This is a genomic window from Microbacterium lacus, from assembly GCF_044794305.1.
Lineage (GTDB): Bacteria > Actinomycetota > Actinomycetes > Actinomycetales > Microbacteriaceae > Microbacterium > Microbacterium lacus_B.
Genome location: NZ_CP084996.1, coordinates 2,477,070 through 2,499,494 on the forward strand (window position 1 = coordinate 2,477,070; position 22,425 = coordinate 2,499,494).

At 66.5% G+C, this 22,425-nt stretch carries 18 protein-coding genes; 14 read left to right on the plus strand and 4 right to left on the minus strand.

Annotated features, from left to right (window positions below; genetic code table 11):
* Positions 1 to 26 precede the first annotated feature (26 nt).
* On the minus strand, positions 27 to 1,040 hold the full coding sequence (locus LG299_RS11840; protein ID WP_404430451.1) for a pirin family protein: 1,014 nt from the start codon (positions 1,038 to 1,040) through the stop codon (positions 27 to 29).
* Complete coding sequence (locus tag LG299_RS11845) at positions 1,037 to 1,369, minus strand: GNAT family N-acetyltransferase (protein ID WP_404430452.1); 333 nt, start codon at positions 1,367 to 1,369, stop codon at positions 1,037 to 1,039. The genes LG299_RS11840 and LG299_RS11845 overlap by 4 nt, the downstream gene beginning before the upstream one ends.
* 172 nt (positions 1,370 to 1,541) lie before the next feature.
* Between LG299_RS11845 and LG299_RS11850 the strand changes: the two genes are divergently transcribed.
* Genes LG299_RS11850 through LG299_RS11860 form a run of 3 tightly spaced genes read left to right on the plus strand, consistent with a single transcriptional unit; the run spans position 1,542 to position 5,512 of the window.
* Positions 1,542 to 2,378, plus strand: a complete 837-nt coding sequence (locus LG299_RS11850) for an SGNH/GDSL hydrolase family protein (RefSeq protein WP_404430456.1) — start codon at positions 1,542 to 1,544, stop codon at positions 2,376 to 2,378.
* A gap of 48 nt (positions 2,379 to 2,426) precedes the next feature.
* Positions 2,427 to 4,976, plus strand: a complete 2,550-nt coding sequence (locus LG299_RS11855) for a DEAD/DEAH box helicase (RefSeq protein ID WP_404430458.1) — start codon at positions 2,427 to 2,429, stop codon at positions 4,974 to 4,976.
* A complete protein-coding gene (locus LG299_RS11860; protein WP_404430460.1) occupies positions 4,976 to 5,512 on the plus strand; it encodes a DUF1697 domain-containing protein in 537 nt (178 codons plus the stop codon). The genes LG299_RS11855 and LG299_RS11860 overlap by 1 nt, the downstream gene beginning before the upstream one ends.
* A 15-nt stretch (positions 5,513 to 5,527) precedes the next feature.
* Here LG299_RS11860 and LG299_RS11865 read toward each other — a convergent pair whose 3' ends face one another.
* Complete coding sequence (locus LG299_RS11865) at positions 5,528 to 7,159, minus strand: molybdopterin-dependent oxidoreductase (RefSeq protein ID WP_404430462.1); 1,632 nt, start codon at positions 7,157 to 7,159, stop codon at positions 5,528 to 5,530.
* Between the two features lie 117 nt (positions 7,160 to 7,276).
* Here LG299_RS11865 and recQ point away from each other — a divergent pair, with 117 nt between their 5' ends.
* Positions 7,277 to 9,274 carry a DNA helicase RecQ gene (recQ, locus tag LG299_RS11870; protein WP_404430464.1) on the plus strand — a complete coding sequence of 666 codons (1,998 nt, stop codon included), beginning with the start codon at positions 7,277 to 7,279 and terminating at the stop codon, positions 9,272 to 9,274.
* Here recQ and LG299_RS11875 read toward each other — a convergent pair.
* Positions 9,226 to 10,236 carry a TerC family protein gene (locus LG299_RS11875; protein WP_404430466.1) on the minus strand — a complete coding sequence of 337 codons (1,011 nt, stop codon included), beginning with the start codon at positions 10,234 to 10,236 and terminating at the stop codon, positions 9,226 to 9,228. The two genes, recQ and LG299_RS11875, sit on opposite strands and share 49 nt — an antisense overlap.
* Before the next feature lie 325 nt (positions 10,237 to 10,561).
* Between LG299_RS11875 and LG299_RS11880 the strand changes: the two genes are divergently transcribed.
* The 10 genes from LG299_RS11880 to LG299_RS11925 all read left to right on the plus strand — a co-directional run bounded on the left by LG299_RS11880 (position 10,562) and on the right by LG299_RS11925 (position 22,420).
* On the plus strand, positions 10,562 to 12,667 hold the full coding sequence (locus LG299_RS11880) for an acyl-CoA dehydrogenase (protein ID WP_404430468.1): 2,106 nt from the start codon (positions 10,562 to 10,564) through the stop codon (positions 12,665 to 12,667).
* A gap of 100 nt (positions 12,668 to 12,767) precedes the next feature.
* Positions 12,768 to 14,045, plus strand: coding sequence for an extracellular solute-binding protein (locus LG299_RS11885; RefSeq protein WP_404430470.1), 1,278 nt, complete (start codon positions 12,768 to 12,770; stop codon positions 14,043 to 14,045).
* Positions 14,042 to 14,923 carry a carbohydrate ABC transporter permease gene (locus tag LG299_RS11890; protein WP_404430472.1) on the plus strand — a complete coding sequence of 294 codons (882 nt, stop codon included), beginning with the start codon at positions 14,042 to 14,044 and terminating at the stop codon, positions 14,921 to 14,923. The genes LG299_RS11885 and LG299_RS11890 overlap by 4 nt, the downstream gene beginning before the upstream one ends.
* Positions 14,920 to 15,774 carry a carbohydrate ABC transporter permease gene (locus LG299_RS11895; RefSeq protein ID WP_404430474.1) on the plus strand — a complete coding sequence of 285 codons (855 nt, stop codon included), beginning with the start codon at positions 14,920 to 14,922 and terminating at the stop codon, positions 15,772 to 15,774. Before LG299_RS11890 ends, LG299_RS11895 begins: the two co-directional genes overlap by 4 nt.
* 45 nt (positions 15,775 to 15,819) lie before the next feature.
* The gene (locus tag LG299_RS11900) at positions 15,820 to 16,398 is read left to right on the plus strand and encodes a DNA-3-methyladenine glycosylase I (RefSeq protein ID WP_404430476.1); all 579 of its coding nucleotides are present in this window, start codon (positions 15,820 to 15,822) and stop codon (positions 16,396 to 16,398) included.
* Between the two features lie 32 nt (positions 16,399 to 16,430).
* On the plus strand, positions 16,431 to 16,658 hold the full coding sequence (locus LG299_RS11905) for a hypothetical protein (protein ID WP_404430478.1): 228 nt from the start codon (positions 16,431 to 16,433) through the stop codon (positions 16,656 to 16,658).
* Positions 16,655 to 17,083 carry a TA system VapC family ribonuclease toxin gene (locus tag LG299_RS11910; protein WP_404430480.1) on the plus strand — a complete coding sequence of 143 codons (429 nt, stop codon included), beginning with the start codon at positions 16,655 to 16,657 and terminating at the stop codon, positions 17,081 to 17,083. Before LG299_RS11905 ends, LG299_RS11910 begins: the two co-directional genes overlap by 4 nt.
* A 58-nt stretch (positions 17,084 to 17,141) precedes the next feature.
* Complete coding sequence (locus LG299_RS11915; protein ID WP_404430482.1) at positions 17,142 to 17,711, plus strand: TetR/AcrR family transcriptional regulator; 570 nt, start codon at positions 17,142 to 17,144, stop codon at positions 17,709 to 17,711.
* Positions 17,712 to 17,722: 11 nt separating this feature from the next.
* Positions 17,723 to 19,966 carry an LLM class flavin-dependent oxidoreductase gene (locus LG299_RS11920; protein WP_404430484.1) on the plus strand — a complete coding sequence of 748 codons (2,244 nt, stop codon included), beginning with the start codon at positions 17,723 to 17,725 and terminating at the stop codon, positions 19,964 to 19,966.
* Between the two features lie 87 nt (positions 19,967 to 20,053).
* On the plus strand, positions 20,054 to 22,420 hold the full coding sequence (locus LG299_RS11925; protein WP_404430486.1) for an ATP-binding cassette domain-containing protein: 2,367 nt from the start codon (positions 20,054 to 20,056) through the stop codon (positions 22,418 to 22,420).
* Positions 22,421 to 22,425 lie beyond the last annotated feature (5 nt).

Genomic DNA, 22,425 nt, shown 5'->3' on the forward strand with positions numbered 1-22,425 from the left:
CCCAGATTACCGCCGGATGCTGCGACTCAGACCCGGCGCCGCCTGCGTGTGAGCCGTACGGCGGGCATCGGCGGCGCGGGAATCCGCACATCGCCGTGCCCCTCCACCCGCCCGAACCGATCGGACTGCGCCTCCCAGGCCTCGCGCGCCTCGACGATCTCTTCGTGGCTGCGCCCGACGAAGTTCCACCACATGATGATGTCGTCTTCGAACGGCTCGCCGCCGAGGAGGAAGAGCACGGCGTCGCCCTCGGCACTGACCTCGACACCTTCCCGCGCGGTTCCGAGATACAGCAGGTGTGAGCGGTCGACGGATGCTGCATCCCCCGCGAACCCATCGGTCGCGGTCTCGACGACCACCGTGCCGGTCACCCCGACGAGCGCGTATTCCCAGTCGGCCCGCAGCGGAATCCGTACCCGGGTTCCGGCGGGAATCCGTACCTCGGCGCCGACGATCGGGGTGTACGCCGATGCCGGCGAGGTGGCGGAGCCCAGCTCGCCGATCACGACGGTGACGGAGGCATCCGTCCCCTCCGTTGCCTGGAGGGTGAGCACGGGGAGGTTCTCGTGCTGCTCGAACGCGGGAGCGCCGTGGCGGCGCGATTCGGGCAACGCAATCCAGAGTTGCAGGGCGTCGAGGGGGATCGGATCGTCGCCGAGCGAATACTCCGAGTGCGCGATGCCCGCGCCGCTCGTCATGAGGTTGAGCGCGTCGCGGCGCACGATCACGTCGCTGCCGATCGTGTCGCGGTGGCGCACCTCGCCGATCAGGGGCCAGGTGACCGTCTGCAAGCCGATGTGCGGGTGCGGCTCGACCCGCATGAGGGTGTCTTGCGGGCCGAAGCGGTCGAGAAAGCACCACGCGCCGACGAGCGGCAGGTCGCGCTGAGGCAAAGCGCGGTGCACTTCCATCGCACGCACGCCGCCGAGCGGCACCTCGCGCGACTCGAGCAGCAGCGCCCGCGGGCCCTGTGATTGCGGCTCCGCTTCAGGGTGCAGGGCTTCTTCGACGGCACCGGCGCCGGCGTCGAGTCTGGTCATGACGGGTCTGGAACTGGCGCGAAGCGGCTGGGCCAGTCGATGTCCAGGCCCTCCACCTCAGTGCGTTGCAGGTACTTCACGACCACGGGGCACTGCGGTCGCACGGTCTCACCGCGGCTTGCGGCATCCGTCATCGCATCCGCGACCAGGCGCCCGGCAAGGCCCCGCCCCTGAAAGGCGGGATCGACCTCGGTATGCGGGTACGAATACCGCCCGCGATCATCGAGAGCGAACTCCGTGAACCCCGCGAGCACGTCACCGACGTGGATCTCGTAGCGGTTCTCTTCGTCGTTGCGGCTGACCGTGATGTCATCGTCGGAGGCTGGCATCTGCATCCCTTTCGTCGTCTGTGTCAACGTACGTGGCGTGCCGTGTGTTCCGCCACCGTTCGGCCTGCGTGCTACCCCTCTAGTGGCGCACGCACCCGAGGTCTACAGTCAGCACTGTCAGGGGCGCTCTGGGGGAAAGCTGCCCGCGAAAACATCGATTCAAAGGGGAGTCATGAATAAGCGCGCCTTCGCCGTTGTCGGCCTACTCGCTCTGGGTATCTCACTGTTTGCTGCGGCACCACCTGCCACAGCTGCGTCCGCCGGAAGCTCGTATGTCGCCTTCGGCGACTCTGAGGCAGCCGGAACGGGCAACCTGCTCTATGTTGATCGGTCGTGCCTTCGTTCTCGGCTGTCTTACCCGCTCATGCTCGGGGCGACATCCTACGCGTGCGCGGGTGCGAAGTCGTCAGACCTCCTCGGCCAGGTGAATACCGCGGTGACCGCCGGTAAGCTCGGCGCCTCGACGAAGCGGGTCACGATCACCGCCGGTGTGAACGACTTGAAATGGGTGGACGTCCTCACCATCTGCTACACGCAGGGGGATGACGCGTGCAGGTTGGCGCTGACGGAGGCGGGGGGACTGCTACCCGCTGTCACGACGAACACAGCGGCGGCGATCGTCGCGATCCGTGCGAGCGCGCCCCACGCCACGATCATCGTCACCGGTTATCCGCGGCTGTTCGGGAACGTTGCGACTTCGTGCAAGATCGGGTCGTATCAAGGCACGCAGGTGACGGTCACCGCCACACAGGCGGGCCTTGCCAATGGTGGCGTAGACGCACTGAACTACGCACTCGCTACTGCCGTGTCGTCAGTATCAGTATCTGTACCTGATGCGAAGGTGAAGTTCCTCGACCTGACATCGACTTTCGCGGGGCACGGACTGTGCGACACCAAACTGCGTTGGATCAATGGTGTCATCGGTCTCCCTGTCCTGTCGGACGGCAGTCTGCACGTCAACGTGGCGGGCCAGTTGGCTATTGCGGCCGCCGTCCTGAAGACGCGCTAGCACCTCTGCCAGGCCAGGCGGCCCCGCCCGGCCTGGCAGACTCAAGGGATGACCCTCCCGATCCTCGATGCCGTCCCTCGCGGGGCCGGTGCCGACGAGGCGTACGAGGGTTTCGTCACGTGGGCGCTCGAGCGAGGCCTCAGCCTCTACCCCGCGCAGGACGAAGCGGTCATCGAGATCGTCTCGGGTTCGAACGTGATCCTGTCGACCCCGACCGGTACGGGCAAGTCGCTCGTCGCCATCGCCGCGCACGCGGTGGCCCTCGCCCACGGCGGCCGTTCGTATTACACGGCCCCGATCAAAGCGCTCGTCAGCGAGAAGTTCTTCGCGCTCGTCGACATCTTCGGCGCTGAGCGGGTCGGTATGGTCACGGGTGACTCGTCGGTCAATCCCGATGCGCCGATCATCTGCTGCACGGCTGAGATCCTCGCGAACATGGCGCTCCGCCAAGGCGCCGAAGCTCAGGTGGATCAGGTCGTGATGGACGAGTTCCACTACTACGGCGACCCCGAGCGCGGGTGGGCGTGGCAGGTGCCGCTGCTGCTTCTGCCCCGCGCGCAGTTCATCCTCATGTCGGCGACGCTGGGCGATGTCACGGCGATCGCCGACGACCTCGGGCGGCGCACCGGCCGTCCTGTGGCTCGGGTCACAGGTGTCGAGCGGCCGGTGCCGCTGCACTTCTCCTATGCCCGAACGCCGATCCACGAGACGGTCGAAGACCTCCTGCAGTCGAACCAATCGCCGGTCTACATCGTGCACTTCTCGCAGGCCGCGGCGATGGAACGCGCGCAGGCACTGTCGTCGATCAAGGTGGTCTCGCGCGAGCAGCGCGACCAGATCGCCGAGGCCATCGGCGGGTTCCGTTTCACGACTGCCTTCGGCAAGATGCTCTCGCGCTACGTGCGCGCCGGCATCGGCGTGCACCACGCCGGCATGCTCCCGCGCTACCGTCGCCTGGTCGAAACCCTCGCCCAGCGCGGCTTGCTGCGGGTCATCTGCGGCACAGACACGCTCGGCGTCGGCATCAACGTTCCGATTCGCACGGTGCTGCTCACCGCGCTCACCAAATACGACGGACAACGGATGCGGCAGCTCAGTGCCCGCGAATTCCACCAGGTCGCCGGCCGCGCGGGAAGAGCCGGGTACGACACCGCCGGAACCGTCGTCGTCATGGCACCCGAGCACGAGATCGAGAACACCGCCGCCGTCGCCAAAGCCGGTGATGACCCCAAGAAGCTCAAGAAGGTCGTGCGCAAGAAGGCTCCGCAGGGCTTCGTCAACTGGGGCGAGGCGTCTTTCGAACGACTGGTGGATGCCGAACCCGAACCCCTCGTCCCCCAGATGCAGCTCACCGCGGCCATGCTGATCAACGTCATCGCCCGGGGCGGCGATGTGTTCGCGAACGTGCGCTCGTTGGTCTACGACAACCACGAGCCGCGCGCACGGCAGTACGAACTCGCGCGCCGGGCGCTCGCGATCTTCCGCACCCTCGTCGTGGCACAGGTGGTCACGTCCGATCGGGGCGAAGTCCGGCTGACCGTCGACCTGCAGCCGAACTTTGCGCTCAACCAGCCACTGTCGCCGTTCGCGCTCGCCGCGATCGGGCTGCTCGACCCCGAGGTCGAGCTGCGGCACGGGGCCGTGGCATCCGCTGATTCTGCCGCCAGCTCTGCGGGCACCGGCCACTACGCGCTCGACGTCGTCAGTGTCATCGAGGCCACGCTCGATGACCCCCGCCCGGTGCTGTCGCAGCAGCAGTTCTTCGCGCGGGGCGAAGCGGTCGCGGCGATGAAGCGCGACGGCATCGAGTACGACCAGCGCATGGAACTCCTCGAAGAGGTCACCTACCCCAAGCCGCTCGACGAGCTGCTCGCCCAGTCGTTCGAGGTGTTCGCGTCGAGCCAGCCGTGGATCCGCGATTTCGAGCTCTCGCCCAAATCGGTCGTGCGCGACATGTTCGAGCGCGCGTTCTCGTTCGCCGAACTGATTCAGCACTACCAGCTCGCCCGCAGCGAAGGCCTCGTCCTGCGCTACCTCAGCGATGCGTACCGGGCGATCCGCCAGACCGTACCGACCGATGCCCAGACCCCCGAACTGCTCGACATCGTCGCGTGGCTGGGCGAACTCGTCCGCCAGGTCGACTCGTCGCTCGTCGACGAGTGGGAAGCCCTGATCAATCCCGCCGAACTCGTCGATCCGTCGGCCCCGGTCGTGCCTCCCGCGCCTCCCTCGGTGCTCACCAATCGCCGGGCGTTCCTCGTGCTCGTGCGCAACGAGATGTTCCGCCGGGTGCAGCTGGCCGCGCTGCAGAAGGACGACGAACTGGTCACGCTCGACCCCGAGGCATCCTGGCCAGACGCCCTCGATGCGTACTTCGACGAGCACGACGAGATGCTCACGGGAGGGGCAGCACGCAACCCGCGGCTGGTCACGATCGACGAGACTGATGCATCGACCGAGGGAATCTGGCGCGTCGAGCAGACGATCGACGACCCGGAAGGCAACCACGACTGGCGCATTCGCGGCCAGGTCGATCTTGCCGCGTCCGAAGAAGAGGGCACCGCGATCGTGCGGATCACCGAGGTCGTGCGGCTCTGATGCCGACCTACATCGCTTTCCTGCGGGCCATCAACCTCGGCCCGACCCGCAAATTTCCGAAGGACGCGATCATCGCGGCGGTCGAGTCCGTGGGTTTCACCGCTGTCGCGACCCACATCGCGTCGGGCAACGTGCGGTTTCAGACACCCCTGCGTTCGCGAGCGAAGATCGAGCGGATGCTGGAGCAGGCGTTTCTCGCAGACCGCGGGTTTGACGTGCCGACGATCGTGTTCGAGGCATCCGAATTCGCCGCGCTCGCCGCTGAAGCCGCGGCGCTGACCGCGGAGCGCCCGGGCCTCGCCCGGCACTACGTCTATCTGCTCAAGAACGAGCTCGACGCTGAGACGGTCGCGCGGGTCGAGGCCGCGGCATCCGACGCCGGCGAAATGATCGTGCGCGGCCGCGCCGCCCATGCCTTGCTGCGCGAGGGATACCAGGAGGGCGTGGTCGACCCGCTCGGCGCGGCGAAACTGCTCGGAGTAGGGACGAACCGCAACCTCAATGTCGTGACGACCATCGCCGCGAAGTGGTGCTGAGCAGTCTCTGCCTTCTCAGACAACGCGGATGAGCGCGCGCTCCCACCCGCTCGACCCGTTGGGGGCGATGGGGACTCGCTCTGCGATCTGCAGGTCGCCGTTCTTGTTGATGGCTCGGCACGCGACGTAGTGAACTCCGGGGGTCGCATCCCACTCGACAACCCACTGCACCCATGTGTTGTCGTTGATCGGCGTCGACAGCGTCGCGGGCTGCCAGTCGCCGTCGTCGATGCTCACCTCGACGCGCTCGATGCCCACGGTCTGGGCCCAAGCGACACCGGCGATGGGCGTCATGCCCGCCGCAATCTCTTTGTCGATGCGGGGAGTGTCGATGCGTGACGAGAACTTGATCGGCGCCTCGGCGCTGTAGCCGCGCGGAGTCCAGTAGGCCTCGTCATCGGCGAAGGTCGTGACCTTCAGTTCTGTGAGCCACTTCGTCGCCGACACGTAACCGTAGAGTCCCGGCACGACCATCCGCACCGGAAACCCGTGCTCGAGGGGCAAGGGCTCGCCGTTCATCGCAATCGCGAGGATCGCATCCAGGCCGTCGTCGGTGAGCGATGCCAGGGGAGTGCTGGCGGTGTATCCGTCCACACTCTGCGAGAGCACCATGTCGGCGCCGGACTGAGGACCAGCGAGCGCGAGGACATCGCGTACCGGAACACCCATCCACGTGGCATTGCCGACGAGGTTTCCGCCGACCTCGTTCGAGACGCAGGTAAGGGTGATGGCGTACTCGTCGACGCCCATCGCGACGAGGTCGTCGAAGCTCAGCTCGATCCGCTCGTCGACCATGCCGTCGATCACGAGACGCCAGGTCGCGGGATCAATGCTGGGCACGGTAAGGGCAGTATCGACGCGGTAGAAGTCCGCATTCGGCGTGATCAGCGGGGTGATGCCCGGAATGTCGAGTTCTGCGCCGGCGGGAATCGTCACGGTGCTCCGCGGCGTGGGCAGGTTGAGCGCCCTGCGTACGGCATCGACCGAGGAGGTGGCCGCGCTCGCGATGCGGGCACCCACGCCCACCGCGACGGCGGATAGACCTGCGATCGCAGTGAAGCGAAAGAACGAACGGCGGTCGACGGATGCTACGGCCGGGGTCTTCGGGTGCACGGTCGGTGACTCGAGTAGCTTCGGCGCTTCGGAAGGCTCGGCGGGAGCAGCTGGCTCGGCTGCGGTATCGGTCGCATCCGTTGCCCACCGGCGCAGCCGAGCGATGAGCATCGCCAGAACAATGCACCCGGCGATGGTCCCTGCGACGGGAGGGAGCCACGAGAAGGCGGTCGCTCCGGCACGCGTCACGATCGCGGCGAGCGAGAGACCCCCCGCGAGCACCAGGGCGAGCACACCGAGCGGGGGTTTCAGAAACTGGAGGACGCCTGCGATCGCCGCGGCGATCACGACGGCGAGCCCGAGGCCGGCGAGAAGGGCGATCTTGTCGTACTCGCCGAAGGTGGCGATCGCGAACTCTTTGAACGGCTGCGGAACGATGTCGATGACGAACGAGCCCACGGCGAGGATCGGGCTGCCGTCGCGGGCGGCGACCAGAGCGACGATCTCTGCCACGGCGAGAAAGACCGCGGCACTCACGACTCCGGCGACCGCTGCCCACGCCCAGAAGCGCCAACGTCTGCTCTTGGTGTTCATGGCGCGCTCCGATTCGACGGTGGTGGGCCCGTCTCAATCAGTTCGTCACGGGCACCCGTTCGGATTGCGGACCCCTTGCGAGGTCGGGTGTCGGCGGCGCGGGCTACCCTTGAGGCGATGAGCATCCCGTCCGCAGACCCGTATGCCGGCGCTGTGTGGGCGCGCGATGACGAACCCCCGCTCGACGAGTGGGCTCCGCCCGAAGACGGATGGATGCCGCCGCCCGACGACGCATATTCGTCCGCCGTCGCTGGGTCAGAGGCATCCGTCCCGCGCGCACCCGTTCGCGAATTCACCGGCGCCGACCCGCGCGACGTGCTGCACGAGGTCTTCGGGTACGAGGAGTTTCGGGGCGACCAAGCCGCCATCGTCGCGCAGGTGATCGCCGGTGGCGACGCGGTTGTGCTGATGCCCACCGGTGGCGGAAAGAGTGTGACGTACCAGGTGCCCGCGCTCGTGCGCCCGGGCACCGGGCTCGTCATCAGCCCGCTGATCGCGCTCATGCACGATCAGGTCGATGCACTCATCGCGAACGGCGTCCGCGCCGCGTACTTGAACTCCACCCAGGCGCCCGCCGAGCGCTCACGGGTCGAGCGAGCTTTTCTCGCGGGAGAGCTCGACCTTCTTTACGTCGCCCCCGAACGGCTATCAGCCGCTTCGACCACCGCGCTCCTGCAACGCGGAAAGCTCAGCGTCATCGCGATCGACGAAGCGCACTGCGTGTCGCAGTGGGGTCACGACTTCCGCCCCGACTACCTCAACCTGGGCGATCTCGACGAGCGATTCCCCGGTGTCCCGCGCATGGCGCTCACGGCTACAGCGACGCGCGAGACCCACCGCGAGCTGACCGAGCGCCTGCGGCTGCCGAAGGCGGAGCACTTCGTCGCGAGCTTCGACCGGCCGAACATCCAGTACCGCATCGAGGCGAAAGTCGACCCGCGCCGGCAGTTGGCCGCATTCATCCGCTCGCAGCCCGCAGGCACCGCCGGAATCGTCTACGCGCTCAGCCGTAAGAGCGTAGAGGCGACCGCAGAACTGCTGCGCTCGCAGGGGATCGACGCCCTGCCGTACCACGCCGGTCTACCGTCCGAGGTACGTTCGGCCAACCAGTCCCGGTTCCTCCGTGATGACGGAGTCGTCATGGTCGCCACGATCGCGTTCGGGATGGGCATCGACAAGCCCGACGTGCGGTTCGTCGCGCACATCGACCTGCCGAAGTCGGTCGAGGGGTACTACCAAGAGACGGGCCGGGCCGGCCGTGACGGCGAACCTGCGCTCGCCTGGATGGTCTACGGCCTTGGTGACGTTGTACAGCAGCGCCGGATGATCGATCAGTCCCCCGGCGACCGCTCTTACAAGATGCGCCTCGGGCAGCACCTCGACGCGATGCTCGGGCTGTGCGAGACGGTGTCGTGCCGCAGACAGAACCTGCTCGACTACTTCGGCCAGCCCTCTGACCCGTGCGGCAACTGCGACACCTGCCTCGAGCCGCCCGACACCTTCGACGGGCTCGTCCCGGCGCAGAAGCTCCTCTCGACGATCGTCCGGCTCCAGCGCGAGCGCGGTCAGGCTTATGGTGCGGGTCAGCTGATCGACATCCTGCGCGGTGCGTCGACCGAGCGCGTGCGGCAGCTCGGCCATGACTCTCTCGCGACCTTCGGCATCGGCGCAGATCTTTCCGATCAGGACTGGCGCAGTGTGATCCGGCAGCTGCTGGCCCGCGGCATCCTGGTCGCCCGTGGCGACTACGGCACGCTCGCGCTCGCCGAACCCGCTGGGGCCGTGTTGCAGGGTGCCACACCCGTGCCGCTGCGCCGTGACGTGATCGGCCGCGCCGGTGGCGCGCCGCGCGTGCGCAAGGTCTCGGCGAGTGATGCGCTGGATGCCTCTGACCGAGGCCTCTTCGAAGCTCTGCGTGAGTGGCGCGCAGGGGTGGCGAAACAGCTCGGGGTGCCGGCGTACATCGTCTTCGGCGATGCGACACTGCGCGCACTCGCGGAACACAAGCCCGCGTCGCTTGCCGACCTCGACGGCGTCACCGGCATCGGGGCCAAGAAGCGCGAGGCTTACGGCGCCGCCGTGCTCGAGGTTGTCGCTTCCTCCACCTCCGGCTGAGGTGACCGGCGGGTCTTGAGCAGGCTCGCCACCGTCGCAACCGTGATCGTCGCGGCGATGAACACCAGCGACAGCCAGATCGGGATCTCGGGAATCACGGTGATCGGCTCACCGCCGTTGATGAACGAGAGTTCGTTCTTGTGCAGAGCGTGGATCAGCAGCTTCACGCCGATGAACGCGAGGATGACGGCGAGACCCTGCGCGAGGTAGACCAGACGCTGCAGCAGACCGCCGATGAGGAAGTAGAGCTGGCGCAGACCCATGAGGGCGAAGGCATTCGCCGTGAAGACGATGTACGCCTCTTCGGTGAGCCCGTAGATCGCAGGAATCGAGTCGACGGCGAAGATCAGGTCGACGAAGCCGATGGCGACGATGACAAGAAACATCGCCGTGAAGAAGCGTCGACCGTCGATCTTCGTGGTCAACCGGTCGCGGTCGTACTCGTCGGTGACCGGGACGACTCGTCGCACGAGACGCATGAAGCGACCATTCGCGGGGTCCGACTCACCGTGCGCGAAGGCCTGACGATAGGCCAAGAACAGCAGCATCGCTCCGAAGAGGTAGAACACCCACGAGAAGTTCGAGATGAGGGTGGCTCCTACCGCGATGAAGATGCCGCGCATGATGAGCGCGATCACGATGCCGATCATCAGCACCTTCTGCTGGTAGATCTTCGGCACGGCGAAGGCGGTCATGACGATCAAGAAGACGAAGAGGTTGTCGATCGACAGTGCCTTCTCGGTGAGGTAGCCGGCGAAGTACTCGCCGCCGTACGTCCAGCCCGACACCATGCCGATGCCGACACCGAACAGGAGCGCCAGACCGATGTAGAACGCCGACCATCGGGCGGACTCGCCGATGGTCGGTTCGTGCGGGGTGCGCACGTGCGCATAGAACTCGTAGACGAAGAAGGCGATCGTGACGGCGATCGTGATCAACCAGACAGTCGTGCTGACATTCATGGAGGATTCCTAACCTTGGCGTGAGCGGATCAGCGCCAAGGTCTTCTCCATCCTCGAGATCGAGGACCGGTCGCCCGGGACGAGAATTTCGTCCGTAGTGTCGAGCGGGCCGTGGTGGAGTACTCCCCTTGGGCTTCGAACACTAGGGGACTCGACTTGGCCCCGGCTGAAAAGTCGCTGAGTGAGCCGCGGATGTTGCATCCGCACAATCAGCCCCGACCGCATCCGACCCGACCGTTGTGGACATCATCAACGGACTTGGTAGGCGATTGTGGGAGTCCTACCGTGAAAGTGACTCCCCGTCCGCATCCCGAAAGGCGATGACATGGCCGACGCCGCCGTCCGCTCCAAGAAACCCGCCACGAACAAGCGCACCCCAGCCGGTGGTGCCCCGACCGCCGCGCACACGCCGGAAGAGGCATCCGAACCTCGCATCGATGTGTCGGCCGTGACCGACGCGCTCCTGGGCACGTGGGCCGACACCCGCCGCGTCGCGCGCGAGATGGTCAAGGATTCCGCGTTCCACCGCATCGACGGTCTCAGCATGGCTGAGCACCGTGAGCGCGTGCTCAGTCAGCTGCACCTCCTGGTCGACCAGGGCGGCGTGCTCCGCGCCTTCCCCGAGGAGTACGGCGGCCAAGGCAACAACGGTGCCAACATCGCCGGGTTCGTCGAGTTGGTCTCTGCCGACCCCAGCCTGCAGATCAAGGCCGGCGTGCAGTGGGGCCTCTTCGGCTCTGCCGTGCTGCAGCTCGGCACGAAGGAGCACCACGACAAGTGGCTGCCCGGAATCATGAACCTCGAGATCCCCGGCGCGTTCGCCATGACCGAGACCGGCCACGGCTCAGACGTTGCCGCCGTCGGAACGACTGCGACCTACGACCCCGACACCTGCGAGTTCGTCATCCACACGCCGTTCCGCGCGGCCTGGAAGGACTACCTCGGCAACGCGGCGCTGCACGGCATCGCTGCTACCGTGTTCGCGCAGCTCATCACGAACGGTGTGAACCACGGTGTGCACTGCTTCTACGTGCCGCTGCGCGATGAGAACGGTGAGTTCCTTCCCGGGATCGGCGGCGAGGACGACGGGCTCAAGGGTGGTCTGAACGGTATCGACAACGGTCGCCTGCACTTCGACCAGGTGCGTGTGCCCCGTACGAACCTGCTCAACAAGTACGGCGACGTGGCAGCCGACGGAACCTACTCGAGCCACATCTCGAGCCCGGGCCGCCGGTTCTTCACGATGCTCGGCACGCTGGTTCAGGGCCGTGTCTCGCTCGACGGGTCGGCGGCGTGGGCCTCGGCGCTGGGCCTCACGATCGCGATCACGTACGGCAACCAGCGTCGCCAGTTCGACTCGGGCTCTGGCACCGACGAGGTCGTGCTGATGGACTACGGCAAGCACCAGCGCCGTTTGCTCACGCGTTTGGCCACGACGTACGCTGCGATCTTCGCGCACGACGAGTTCCTCCAGAAGTTCGACGCCGTCTTCAGCGGCAAGGCCGACACCGACGAAGACCGGGAAGACCTCGAAACCCTCGCGGCCGCGCTCAAGCCCCTCTCGACCTGGCACGCCCTCGACACTCTGCAAGAGGCCCGCGAGGCGTGCGGTGGGTCGGGCTTCCTCGCCGAGAACCGCCTGGTCGGCCTGCGTGCCGACCTCGACGTGTACGTCACGTTCGAGGGTGACAACAACGTGCTCCTGCAGCTGGTGGGCAAGCGCCTGTTGAGCGACTACGCCAAGCAGTTCAAGGGGGCGGATGCTGCGTCCCTCGCCAAGTACGCCATGGGACAGACCGCCGGCAAGGTGTTCCACGGCGCCGGTCTGCGTCAGTTCGGCCAGGCTGTGGGTGACCTCGGCCAGCCGTCACGTTCGGTCGAGCGCGGGCTTCGCGCCGACCAGCAGCACGAGCTTCTCGCCGGCCGCGTCGAGCAGATGGTTTCTGACATCGCGGGCCGCCTGCGCCCGGCATCGAAGCTGCCTCGCGAAGAAGCTGCAGCGGTGTTCAACCAGAACCAGTCCGAACTGATCGAAGCAGCCCGTGCGCACGGTGAGCTCCTCCAGTGGGAGGCGTTCACCGATGCGGTGAACCGCACCACCGACGATGGCACGAAGCACGTGCTCACCTGGTTGCGCGACCTGTTCGGCCTCGGCCTGATCGAGAAGCACCTGGCGTGGTACCTGATCAACGGGCGCATCTCGACGCAGCGGGCAGCGGTGGTCTCGTCCTATATCGACCGCCTGTGCGGCCGTCTGCGCCCGCACGCACAAGACCTCGTCGATGCGTTCGGCTACGAGCAGGAGCACCTGCGCGCGTCGATCTCTTCGGGCGCTGAGCAGGCACGCCAGGACGAGGCGCGCGAGTACTACCGCGCGCTCGCCGAGTCAGGCGAGGCGCCGGTGTCGGAGAAGTCGCTCAAGAAGAAGTAGCCCCGAAACCGTGCCAGCAGTTCCCACTCCCGTGCTACTGTGCGCGTAATCCGTGCGGCGATGACGCTGCGCGGCTCCGGGGACTCGTGGGGGAGGAACTGTGAAACGCGCACCTGTTCTGACGGTCGTGCTTCTCGTCTCGGCTCTCGTCCTCGCGGGGTGCGGTCGCGCCGATGACGGCGAGGTCGACGGTCCGGTGACCATCGATGACTCCCCGGCGACGGGCGAGATCATCGTCTGGACCGCTGGCGGCAACGACGGCCGATTGGCGCCGTTCATCGAGACTTTCGAGAGCGATAACCCAGAAGCATCCGTCGAAGTGACCGACGTGCCGTGGAACGAAATGGCGACCAAGGTCACCAGCGCGATCGCGGCGGGCACCGCCCCCGACCTCGTTCTGATGGGGTTGGCCGACATTCCGACGCTGATCGCCGCCGACGGCGTGCAGCCGGTGGCGGAAGGGGTGGTCGACGCGAGCACGATCCTCAGCGATGTGCAGGCGGCGACCGAGCACGAAGGCACCTCCTATGGGGTGCCCTGGTTCGTCGACACGAGGCTGTTCTGCTACCGCAAGGACTTTGCCGCACTCGCCGGTCTCTCGGCACCCACGACGTGGGAAGAACTGCTTGCCTTCTCCGAGGCCCTGAAGGTACCCGCGCTGCGCGAGTCTCCGCTGCTCGTCCCGATCGGCGCCGACGAGCCGGTGGGCGAGTTCATTCTCCCGTTGCTCGGTCAGGCGGGTGGCGCCGCGATGAACGCCGACAACACGCAGTACACGCTCGACACTCCCGAGATGGTCGAGGCGCTCGGGTACTACGGCTCGCTCTTCACGGACGGCCACGCCACGGCCGACGGCACAGCCGGCGGAGACCCGATCGGCGATGCGCTCGTCGGGCGGATCGCCGCGTTCTACGTCGGCACCTGGATCATCCCGGCCATCGAAGCGCAGGTCGGCCCGCAGTTGGTCGAGTCGGCGGTGGCGTGCACCGAGGTTCCGGCAGGCCCCGCGGGCAACCCCTCTTACCTCGGCGCCGCAACGTGGGCGGTTCCCACCGATGCGGCGAACTTCGACGGAGCGTTCAAGCTCGTTCGCTCTTTGGCCACGCTCGAGGCGCAGCAGGAACTGTATGACCAGACGCGCGAGCTTCCTGCGGTGACCGCAGCGTGGGATTACCCCGCGCTCGACGCCGACCCTTGGCTTGCGACGGCGCGAGCCCAGCTCGAGAGTGTCGTCATCGCACCACCCGTGCCCTCATGGAATGAGCTCGCCCAGACCATCGCGATCGAATCCGAGAAGGTGGCGCGGGGGACGACGACGGCGCAGGATGCCGCGACCGCCATCCAGGCCAAGGCAGACGAGCTCGGCACCGGCTGGTGAGGACTCAGCGGCAGGGCCTGGTCGCATGGGCCCTCGCTCTGCCGTTCTTGGCGGTCTTCGCCGTCTTCATGATCCTGCCGCTGGTGGGTTCGCTTGCGATGTCGTTCACCGACATGTCGTCGCGCGACGTGCGCAGTCCGTTCGCGGTGAACTTCGTCGGTCTCGATCAGTACGCCGCGCTGTTCGCCGATGAACGGTTCGTGCAGTCGCTGCTGAACACGGCGTACTTCGTCGGTGTCGGCATCCCGATCACTATCGTCGTGGGGCTCGCGCTGGCGCTCACCGTCGACGCGGGAATCTCACGTGTCCGTGCGGTCTTTCGCATCGGCTTCTTCGCGCCGGTCGTGACCTCGATCGTCGCGGTCGCAATTGTCTGGCGGTTCATGTTGCAGTCCGACGGAATCGTGAACTCGATGCTGGCTGTGGTCGGCATCGACGGCCCGCAATGGCTGACCGACCCCGCGTGGGCGATGCCGTCGATCATCATCATGACGGTCTGGCGCAACGCGGGACTCATCATGATCATCTGCCTGGCGGGTCTCCAGGCGATTCCGCCCGAGCTGCGCGAAGCGGCATCGGTCGACGGCGCGGGGCCGTGGACCCGGCTGCGCCGCATCACTCTTCCGCTTCTTCGCCCGACGATTCTGCTCGGGGCGGTGCTGCTCACGGTGGGCTACCTGCAGCTGTTCGAAGAACCGTTCGTGATGACCGGCGGCGGGCCGCTCGGCGCGACGACCTCGGTCAGTCTGTACGTCTACGAGCAGTTCGGGTTCGGTGACTATGCGTCCGGCGCCGCGGCGGCCTATGTGCTGGTGGTCGCGACGGCGGCGATCGCGGCGGTGTGGTTCCGGACGCTGCGCTCCCGGGTGGAATCATGACCCCGCGCTCCCGCGCCCGGGGTTCACGCGCGGTCACCCTCGCCCTGACGATTGCGCTGGCTCTGACCCTGTTGCCCTTCGCCTGGATGACACTCGCCTCGTTCAAAGGGCCGGCTGAGCTCAGCATCCGCCCGCCAACATGGTGGCCGCTGCAGCCGACGCTCGCGAACTACACCGAGTGGCTCACGCGGCTGGACTTTCCGTTGCACTTCGCCAATTCGCTGATCGTGGCGGTGTTCGTCGTTCTCGGCAATCTCGTCTTCTGCTCGATGTTCGGGTACGCACTGGCGAAGCTGCAGTTCCGCGGCAAGCGCGCGCTGTTTCTGCTGGTGATGGGAACGCTCATGGTCCCGGGGATCGTCACGATGATCCCTCTGTTCGTCCTGGTGGCGAACCTCGGGTTGGTGAACACGTACCCCGCGCTGATCCTGCCGTTCGTGGCGACACCGCTCGGGGTTTTCCTCATGCGGCAGTACATGCTGGCGGTGCCCGATTCGCTGCTGGACGCCGCGCGCATCGACGGGGCGGGAGAGTTTCGCATCCTGTTCCGGATCGTGCTGCCGCTATGCGGAGCGCCGCTCGCGACGCTCGGGATCCTCACGTTCCTGTCGTCGTGGAACAACTTTCTCTGGCCGCTCGTGGTCGCCCAATCGCAAGAGATGTACACGGTGCCCGTCGCGCTGTCGCTGTACTCGATCGGTCCGGGGGGCATTCAGTACGGGCTCCTGATGGCGGGAAGCATGCTCGTGCTGCTGCCGATCCTCGTGATCTACCTCGCGCTGCACCGGTTCGTCATGCGCGGGATGACCGCGACCGGCATGCCGAGCTTGGCGGACGCGACAGATCGCTGAGCCTGCGTCTTCTGAGATGTCGGCTCTCGGTCATAGGGTCAGGGGGTGACCGATACCCTGCGCGGACCCGATGGTCTCGACCGGTGCGCCTGGGTCGGCGACGACGCCGAGTACCGCCGCTACCACGACGAGGAGTGGGGCTTCCCGCTGCACGGTGATCGTGCGCTCTTCGAGAAGATGTCGCTCGAAGGGTTTCAGGCGGGCCTGTCGTGGATCACGATCCTGCGCAAGCGTCCGCGGTTCCGCGACGTGTTCGCCGGGTTCGATCCCGAGCTCGTCGCGTCTTTCGGGCCCGACGACATCGAGCGTCTGATGGCCGACGCGGGCATCATCCGCAACCGAGCGAAGATCGAGGCCACGATCTCGAACGCGCGACTCCTGCTCGAGATGCAACCGGGCGAGCTCGACGCCTTCCTGTGGTCGTTCGCGCCGCTCGAATGGCCGCGTCCGGTTTCGTTCGCCGACGTGCCCGCCACCACGCCCCAATCCGAGGCGATGAGCAAGGCGCTGCGCAAGAGGGGTTTCCGGTTCGTCGGCCCGACGACGATGTACGCCCTCATGCAGTCCGCGGGCATGGTCGATGACCACGTCGAAGGCTGCTGGCGTGCCGCCGAACTCCATTGACCAACTGATGCGTGATGCGTGATGATTGATGCATGAGAACCACAGTCACGATTGATGACGACGTCCTTGCGGGGGCGAAACAGTTCGCCGACTCGCGAGGCCTCACCTTGGGAGAAGCGCTCTCGCAACTTGCGCGCGCCACTCTGAGTGAGAGGCGACGGTTCAGCACGCGCAACGGAATCATGCTGCTCCCGGCCCCATCGAGCGCATCGGCGGCGACGCTCGACGAGGTCAACGCGCTCCGAGACGACCCGCTGTGACGCGTCACCTCCTCGACGTGAACGTCGTCATCGCGCTCCTCGATCCGCTTCACGTCCATCATGATCGCGCGCATCGCTGGTTCGAGCGGCGCGGCAACGATCCTTGGCACACGAGTCCAACAGTGCAGAACGGTGTCGTTCGAGTGATCAGCAATCCGAAGTATTCGAACACGCAGCCCGCGCCGGTCGTTCTCTCGAGCCTGGCGAGCCTCGCAGCTCGCGATGATCACGTCTTCATCGCGGACTCTGTCAGCCTGCTCGACGGTTCGGTCCATACGGAGCGCCTTCTCGCCAGCTCGCAGGTGACCGACACCTACTTGCTCCACCTCGCAGCCTCCAATGATGCTCTCTTGGCAACGTTCGACACGCGGATCGTCACTTCGGCCGTGCCCTCGGGTGCGGAGGTGGTTCTCCCCATTCCCTAGTCTTACTCGTCCTGGTCAAAAACGGATAAGTAATCCGTTTTTGGGCTAGGCTTGTCTCATGAGTCCTCGAGCCGATGCCGTGCGCAGTCGCGAGCGCATCCTCGAGGTCGCTCGCCAGCATGACGCGCGCTCACTGCGGCTGAACGACATCGCGCGCGAGGCGGGCGTCGGTATCGGCACTGTCTATCGGCACTTTCCCACGGTGCATGCGCTCATCGAGGCGCTCAGCCTCGACTCACTCACCCGCCTGATCGACGCCGCGCGCGTCGCTATAGCCGAACCGGACGCACTCGCAGCGCTCCGTGGATTCCTCGAGCACGCGCTCGACCTCCAACTCGCCGACGCGGGTCTTGAAGCAGTGCTCATCGACCTCGCTCGCACCGACCCTGCCGTGCACAGCGAGTGCGCGGCGGCACGCTCGACCGTGTCATCGGGCTACGCCGACGTACTTGCCCGTGCGCAACGCGACGGGGTCGTCCGCGACGACATCTCGTCCGCGCAGCTTCAGCAGCTCGTCTGCGGCATCGAGCACGCCGTTCGCCTGGGCGCTCCGGCTGATCGACACGTGCTGCTGGATGTCCTCCTCGCCGGCATCCGCCCCGTTCCGGCCGCTGTCACGGCCCGCTGAAAGGACTCTCCATGGACTACGGACACCCCCTCGAATTCGGCGCCTTCGTCACCCCCGCCGCGGCGAACCCGCAGACCCCGGTGCTGCTGAGCCAGGCGGCCGAAGCATCCGGCCTTGATCTCGTGACATTCCAAGACCACCCGTACCAGCCGTCGTTCCTCGACACGTGGACGCTCATGTCGTACGTCGCTGCGCGGACCGACCGCATCCGGATCGCCCCTAACGTGCTCAACGTCCCGCTCCGCCCTCCTGCCGTCGTCGCACGCAGCGCCGCGAGCCTGGACCTGCTCTCCGGTGGACGGTTCGACCTCGGTCTAGGTGCCGGCGGGTTCTGGGACGCGATCGCGGCTATGGGCGGAGGCAAGCTCACACCAGGGCAGGCGGTCACGGCGCTCGATGAGGCGATCGACATCATCCGCGAGCTGTGGAACACCGACGAGAAGCGCGGTGTCTTCACCGACGGCACGTATCACCGCGTGCAGGGCGCGAAGCGCGGACCGCGGCCGGCGCACAGCATCCCGATTCTCATCGGCGCCTACAAACCGCGCATGCTGGCCCTGACCGGTCGCAAGGGTGACGGATGGCTGCCTTCGCTCGGCTACATGCAGCCAGGCGACCTCGGTCGAGGCAACGCGGCGATCGATGAGGCGGCCGCGTCCGTCGGCCGCGACCCGCGCGAGATCCGCCGGCTGCTCAACATCGGTGTGCTCTCGAGCGATCCAGCGGAGTTCGCCGAACGCCTCGCGCGGCTCGCGCTCGACGAAGGCATCGGCACCTTCATCCTCGCCGGGGACGACCCGAACCTGTTGCGCGCCTTCGGTGAAGACATCGCGCCCGCCGTGCGTGAGCTGGTCGCGCGTGAGCGTGGAGCGAAGGGGACGGATGCTTCGCCCGTGCGCGCGACGGCGGCACTCGCCGCGCGCCGCGAGGGGATCGCGTACGACGACCTCCCCGCGGGTCTTGCGGCGATCGAGCCGGGCGATTTCGGTTACGGTGACGTGCGCGCGACCTACATGCGCGGTGGACGGCCGGGCATCGTACTGCAGCCTGACTCGCCCGCGCAGGTCGCAGATGCGATCGCCTATGCGCGGCGTCATCCCGCCCTTCCGCTCGCAATCCGCAGCGGCGGCCACGGGATCTCTGGTCGTTCGACCAACGACGGCGGAATCGTCATCGACTTGCGGCGTCTGAACGCGATCGAGGTGCTTGATCAAGATCGTCGACTCGTGCGCGTCGGCGCGGGGGCCAGGTGGATGGAGGTGGCCGCTGTCTTGGGCGAGCACGGCTGGGCACTCTCGTCAGGCGACTACGGCGGCGTGGGGGTGGGCGGCCTTGCGACGGCGGGTGGCATCGGCTTCCTCGCCCGGGAGCACGGTCTCACGATCGATCACCTGCGTGCGGCCGAGGTCGTGCTCGCCGACGGTCAGGTCGTCCGCACCGATGCCCAGACCCGTCCCGACCTGTTCTGGGCGATCCGTGGGGCCGGTGCCAACGTCGGTGTGGTGACGTCGTTCGAGTTCGAGGTGGACGAAATCGGCGAGGTCGGTTGGGTGCAGCTGGCGTTCCAGGTCGATGACGTCGCCGAGTTCCTCGAAGGCTACGGGCGAGTCCTCGAGTCATCGCCGCGCGATGTCACCCTGTTCCTCCTGATGGGAGGTCGGCGCCCCGGACAGCCGCAGGTGGCGCAGCTGTACGGCGTCGTCGACTCGAGTGATCCCGACACGATCATCGCTCGACTGCAACCGTTCGCAGAGCTCGGGCCACTCGTGCAGCAGTCTGTGCAGCTGGCGACGTACGCCCAGGTGATGGCAAACGCCGACCTCGGTGCGCAACACGGTGCAGGTGAACCGCACTCGCGCTCGGGTCTCATCGACCACGTGACCCCCGACTTTGCAAGAGCCGCAGCGCGACTGCTCGACTCGGACGACGCCTACTTCTTCCAAATCCGCGCCGTGGGCGGCGCGGTGGCAGACGTTGAGGAGGATGCGACCGCCTACGCGCACCGACGGGCGAACTTCTCGGTCGTGGCGCTCGGCGCGAATGCCGCCACACTCGACCGCGCCTGGTCATTCGTCGCCGAGCATTCCTCCGGGATGTACCTGAGCTTCGATAGCTCATTGCGCCCCGAGCGCATCGGGGAGGCCTTCCCGCCCGAGACGCTCGAGCGCCTGCGTGCCATCAAAGCCGAGGTCGACCCAGACGGGGTGTTCCGCGACAACTTCGCGATCGAGCCGGCCCGCGCCGACGCAGCCTGAGAGTGCGCGCGTGCGTCCGATCGATTTCAGGACGCGCGATGTCCGCGTTCAGCGGCACAATAGAGCGTCGCCCGTCGAGAGGATCACATGACCGAGGCATCCGACCGCCACATTGCTGACTCGCACGAACTCATCCGCGTCGTCGGTGCGCGAGAGAACAACCTCAAGAACGTCGACGTCGAGATCCCCAAACGCCGGCTCACGGTGTTCACCGGGGTAAGCGGCTCAGGCAAATCCTCGCTCGTGTTCGGGACGATCGCCAACGAGTCCCAGCGACTCATCAACGAGACCTATCCGACGTTCGTGCAGCAGTTCATGGGCCAGCTCAACCGGCCTGAGGTCGACGCGCTCGAGAACGTCAGCCCGGCGATCATCGTCGATCAGGAGCGAATGGGCGCGAACTCGCGTTCGACTGTGGGCACCGCCACCGACGCGCACGCGATGCTCCGCATCCTGTTCAGTCGCATCGGTCAGCCCCACGTGGGTTCGCCGCAGGCGTTCTCGTTCAACATCCCGTCGGTCTCGGGTGCGGGAGCCGTCACGATGGAGAAGGGCGGCAAGACGGTCAAAGAGCGTCGATCCTTCGAGATCACCGGTGGCATGTGCCCGGCGTGCGAGGGGCTCGGCGAACGCAGCGACGTCGACACTGCCGAGCTCTTCGACGAGACGAAGTCGCTCGCGGAGGGCGCCATGACGGTGCCCGGGTACAACGTCGACGGCTGGATGGTGCGCATCTTCACCGAGTCGGGCTTTCTCGACCCGAACAAGCCGATCAAGGACTACACCGAGCAAGAGCGCGCGGACTTTCTCTATAAAGAGCCCACCAAGGTCAAGTTGCAGAACATCAACATGACCTATGAGGGGCTCATCCCCAAGATCACCAAAAGCGTCCTGCAGAAAGACCGCGACGCCCTGCAGCCTCACGTGCGGGCGTTCGTCGAGCGCGCGGTGAAGTTCATGCCGTGCCCGGAATGTGGTGGTACTCGCCTCAACGACGGGGCGCGGTCATCGAAGATCAAGGGCGTGAATATTGCGGATGCCGCCGCGATGCAGATCACCGATCTCGCCGCGTGGCTGCGCACCGTCGACGATCCGTCCGTCGCACCGCTCATGCGCGGGCTGCAGGACGCGATCGACTCGTTCGTCGACATCGGCCTCGGCTACCTGTCGCTCGACCGCTCCAGCGGAACGCTCTCGGGCGGTGAAGCGCAGCGCACGAAGATGATCCGTCACCTGGGCTCTGCGCTCACCGACATCACCTACGTCTTCGACGAACCCACCGCGGGTCTGCACCCGCACGACATCCAGCGCATGAACGCCCTGCTCAAGCTGTTGCGCGACAAGGGCAACACGGTGCTCGTGGTCGAACACAAGCCCGAGGTCATCGAGATCGCCGACCACGTCGTCGATCTCGGGCCGGGCGCGGGTCGCGCGGGCGGCGAGATCCAGTACACGGGCGATGTCGCAGGCCTTCGCTCATCCGGCACCCTGACCGGTCGTCACCTCGACCACCGCGCAACGCTCAAGAACTCGACACGGACCGCGAAGAGGCACCTCCAGATCCGCGGGGCGACGCAGCACAACCTCAAGAATGTCGACGTCGACATCCCGCTCGGTGTGCTGACGGTCGTCACCGGTGTGGCCGGCTCGGGCAAGTCCTCGCTGATCCACGGCAATGTGCCCGCGTTCGACGATGTGGTCGTCGTCGACCAGGCGCCGATCAAGGGCTCGCGGCGTTCGAGCCCCGCGACCTACACAGGCCTCCTCGACACGATCCGCGCCGCGTTCGCCAAGACGAACGGCGTCAAGCCCGGTCTCTTCAGCGCGAACTCTGAAGGCGCGTGCATCGCGTGCAAGGGGCTGGGGGTGATCATCACGACCCTGGGCTTCACCCAGACGGTCGAGACCCTGTGCGAGGTGTGTGACGGCTCGGGGTTCAGCGACGATGTTCTCGAGTACACCCTCGAGGGCAAGAACATCGCCGAAGTCCTGGCGATGTCGGTGGTCGAGGCATCCGAATTCGTCCAAGGCGTGAAGGGGATGGCGTCCGCGCAGACCACCCTCGCGCGGATGATCGATGTCGGCATCGGCTACATCACGCTCGGACAGGCGCTCAACACCCTTTCAGGTGGTGAGCGACAGCGGCTGAAACTCGCGATTTCGATGGCGAAGAAGGGCGCGATCTACGTGCTCGATGAGCCGACCACGGGCCTTCATCTCGCCGACGTCGACAACATGCTCGGCATGCTCGACCGCCTTGTCGACGCGGGCAACAGCGTGATCGTGATCGAGCATCACCAGGCCGTGATGGCGCACGCCGACTGGATCATCGACATCGGCCCGGGCGCCGGTCACGACGGCGGATCGATCGTGTTCGAAGGCACTCCGGCCAATCTCGTCGGTGAGAGCAAGACCCTCACAGCGCAGCACCTGAAGGCGTACGTCGGCGCGTAGCCCGA

Bases quoted from the DNA above. Each gene is read 5' to 3' on its own strand.
- LG299_RS11875 (WP_404430466.1), bottom strand. From the start codon at position 10,236: ATGAATGTCAGCACGACTGTCTGGTTGATCACGATCGCCGTCACGATC.
- LG299_RS11880 (WP_404430468.1), top strand. From the start codon at position 10,562: ATGGCCGACGCCGCCGTCCGCTCCAAGAAACCCGCCACGAACAAGCGC.
- LG299_RS11920 (WP_404430484.1), top strand. From the start codon at position 17,723: ATGGACTACGGACACCCCCTCGAATTCGGCGCCTTCGTCACCCCCGCC.
- LG299_RS11860 (WP_404430460.1), top strand. From the start codon at position 4,976: ATGCCGACCTACATCGCTTTCCTGCGGGCCATCAACCTCGGCCCGACC.
- LG299_RS11845 (WP_404430452.1), bottom strand. From the start codon at position 1,369: ATGCCAGCCTCCGACGATGACATCACGGTCAGCCGCAACGACGAAGAG.
- LG299_RS11915 (WP_404430482.1), top strand. From the start codon at position 17,142: ATGAGTCCTCGAGCCGATGCCGTGCGCAGTCGCGAGCGCATCCTCGAG.
- recQ (WP_404430464.1), top strand. From the start codon at position 7,277: ATGAGCATCCCGTCCGCAGACCCGTATGCCGGCGCTGTGTGGGCGCGC.
- LG299_RS11895 (WP_404430474.1), top strand. From the start codon at position 14,920: ATGACCCCGCGCTCCCGCGCCCGGGGTTCACGCGCGGTCACCCTCGCC.
- LG299_RS11855 (WP_404430458.1), top strand. From the start codon at position 2,427: ATGACCCTCCCGATCCTCGATGCCGTCCCTCGCGGGGCCGGTGCCGAC.
- LG299_RS11850 (WP_404430456.1), top strand. From the start codon at position 1,542: ATGAATAAGCGCGCCTTCGCCGTTGTCGGCCTACTCGCTCTGGGTATC.
- LG299_RS11925 (WP_404430486.1), top strand. From the start codon at position 20,054: ATGACCGAGGCATCCGACCGCCACATTGCTGACTCGCACGAACTCATC.
- LG299_RS11905 (WP_404430478.1), top strand. From the start codon at position 16,431: ATGAGAACCACAGTCACGATTGATGACGACGTCCTTGCGGGGGCGAAA.
- LG299_RS11865 (WP_404430462.1), bottom strand. From the start codon at position 7,159: ATGAACACCAAGAGCAGACGTTGGCGCTTCTGGGCGTGGGCAGCGGTC.
- LG299_RS11840 (WP_404430451.1), bottom strand. From the start codon at position 1,040: ATGACCAGACTCGACGCCGGCGCCGGTGCCGTCGAAGAAGCCCTGCAC.